Raw genomic sequence first — 2,362 nt, 5'->3', positions numbered from 1 at the left:
CCCGTGCCGACCACCCCACCCGCCAAACACCCGTTTCAGCAACCCCATCGCCCGCTCCTCAGCGCTGCGTGCGCGCGCCGTCGAACACACCGGCCTTCGACAGCAGCCGCAACCCGTTGCCGACGACGATCAGGCTCGCGCCGGCGTCCGCGAACACGGCCATCCACATCGTGCCGAGCCCGGCGATCGTGAGACCGAGGAACACGATCTTCACGCCGAGCGCGAAGCCGATGTTCTGCACCAGCACGCGGTGCGTCGCCCGCGACAGCCGCACGAACGCGGGAATCTTGCGCAGGTCGTCGTCCATCAACGCGACGTCGGCCGTCTCGATCGCCGTGTCGGTGCCCATCGCGCCCATCGCGAAGCCGATATCGGCGCGCGCGAGCGCCGGCGCGTCGTTGATGCCGTCGCCGACCATCCCGACCGCGCCCGCGCCGCGCGCCGACAGTTCCTCGACCGCCGCGAGCTTGTCTTCGGGCAGCTGGTTGCCGCGCGCATCGTCGATGCCGGCCTGTTGCGCGATCGCCTGCGCGGTGTGCGGGTTGTCGCCCGTCAGCATCGCGGTGCGGATGCCGAGCGCATGCAGATCGGCGATCGCAGCGCGGCTCGTCTCCTTGATCGTGTCGGCCACCGCGAAGATGCCGAGCACGCGCGCCTCGTCGATCAGCATCACGACGCTCTTGCCCTGCCGCTCGAGCACGTCGAGCTTCGCTTCGAGCGCCGGCGAGCAGCGTTCGAGCTCCTCGACGAGCCGGTGATTGCCGAGCCAGTAGCGCGCGCCGCCGATCGTGCCGCGCACGCCGCGCCCGGCGAGCGCCTCGAAGTCCGTCACCTCGTCGAACGCAGCCGCGCTCGCATCGCGGGCGGCCGCGGCGATCGCCTGCGACACCGGGTGATCGGAGCGCGCCGCGAGGCTCGCGCCGAGCCGGCGCACCTGCGCGGCGTCGGCGTGCTCGGCATGCAGGTCGAAGTCGGTCTGCACCGGCTTGCCGTGCGTGATCGTGCCGGTCTTGTCGAGCGCGAGCCATGACAGCGTGCGGCCCTGTTCCAGATACACGCCGCCTTTCACGAGGATCCCGCGTCGCGCCGCGGCCGCGAGCCCCGACACGATCGTGACGGGCGTCGAGATCACCAGCGCGCACGGGCATGCGATCACGAGCAGCACCAGCGCACGGTAGATCCAGTCGTGCCACGCACCGCCCGTGACGAGCGGCGGGACGACGGCCACCAGCAGCGCGATCGCGAACACGATCGGCGTGTAGACGCGCGCGAAGCGGTCGACGAAGCGCTGCGTCGGCGCCTTCGCGCCCTGCGCCTGCTCGACCGCATGGATGATCCGTGCGAGCGTCGAGTTCGATGCGGCCGCCGTCACGCGATAGTCGAACGAACCCGATTCGTTGATCGTGCCGGCGTACACCGCGTCGCCGGTCGTCTTGTCGACGGGCAGGCTCTCGCCGGTGATCGGCGCCTGGTTCACCGTCGAGCGCCCGGCAACGACCTCGCCGTCGAGGCCGATCCGCTCGCCCGGCTTCACGCGCACGATCGCGCCCGGCGCAATCTGCGCGGCGTCGAGCGTGCGCCACGTGCCGTCGGCGTCCTGCACGGTCGCGGTGTCCGGTGCGAGCTGCATCAGCCCCTGGATCGCGTTGCGCGCCCGGTCGAGCGACTTCGCCTCGATCAGTTCGGCGATCGTGAACAGCACCATCACCATCGCCGCTTCCGGCCACTGGCCGATCGCCATCGCGCCCGTCACCGCGATGCTCATCAGCGCGTTGATGTTCAGGTTGCCGTTGCGGATCGCGATCCAGCCCTTCCTGTAGGTGGTCAGCCCGCACGCGAGGACGGCGGCGATCGCCAGCGCTGCCGACAGCCACACCGGCAGGCCGGCCCAGTTCACCGCCTCCGACGCGACCGCGGCGACGCCGGCGAGCGCGAGCGGCCACCAGGACTTCGCACGCGGCGCGTCGACGGGCGCGGCGGGCGTGTCCGCCGATGCAGCCTCGGGCGTCATCCCGAGCGTGCGGATCGCGCTTTCGATCGCCGACTGCGCGCCGGGCACGTGGTCGACGGTCAGCATCCGCTGCATCAAGTTGAACTCCAGCGCCGACACCTGCTGCATCGCGCCGAGCTTCTTGCGGATCAGCGTCTCCTCGGTCGGGCAATCCATCTGCATGATCCGGAACGCGGAGCGCACGTGGCCCGATGCGGTCGCCCGTGCAGCGGGCAGCGGCGCGAGCGTCGGCGCGGCCGGCGCGCAGCAGCCGCCGGCCGCGTGCTCGTGCTCGTGCTCGTGCTCGTGCTCGTGCTCGTGCTCGTGCTCGTGCTCGTGCTCGTGAGCATGCTCGTGGGCGTGGCCCTGCGA

At 71.3% G+C, this 2,362-nt stretch carries 1 protein-coding gene; it reads right to left on the bottom strand.

The window, feature by feature from the left end:
- Window positions 1-58: 58 nt before the first annotated feature.
- A partial coding sequence (locus C3Y15_RS31310) for a heavy metal translocating P-type ATPase (RefSeq protein ID WP_243860305.1) occupies window positions 59-2,362 on the bottom strand: 2,304 nt, incomplete at its 5' end.

This window comes from Burkholderia sp. B10 (genome assembly GCF_004368385.1).
Lineage (GTDB): Bacteria > Pseudomonadota > Gammaproteobacteria > Burkholderiales > Burkholderiaceae > Burkholderia > Burkholderia vietnamiensis.
Note: the sequence above shows the minus strand (reverse complement) of the source record. Positions and strands in the feature narration are given on the sequence as shown.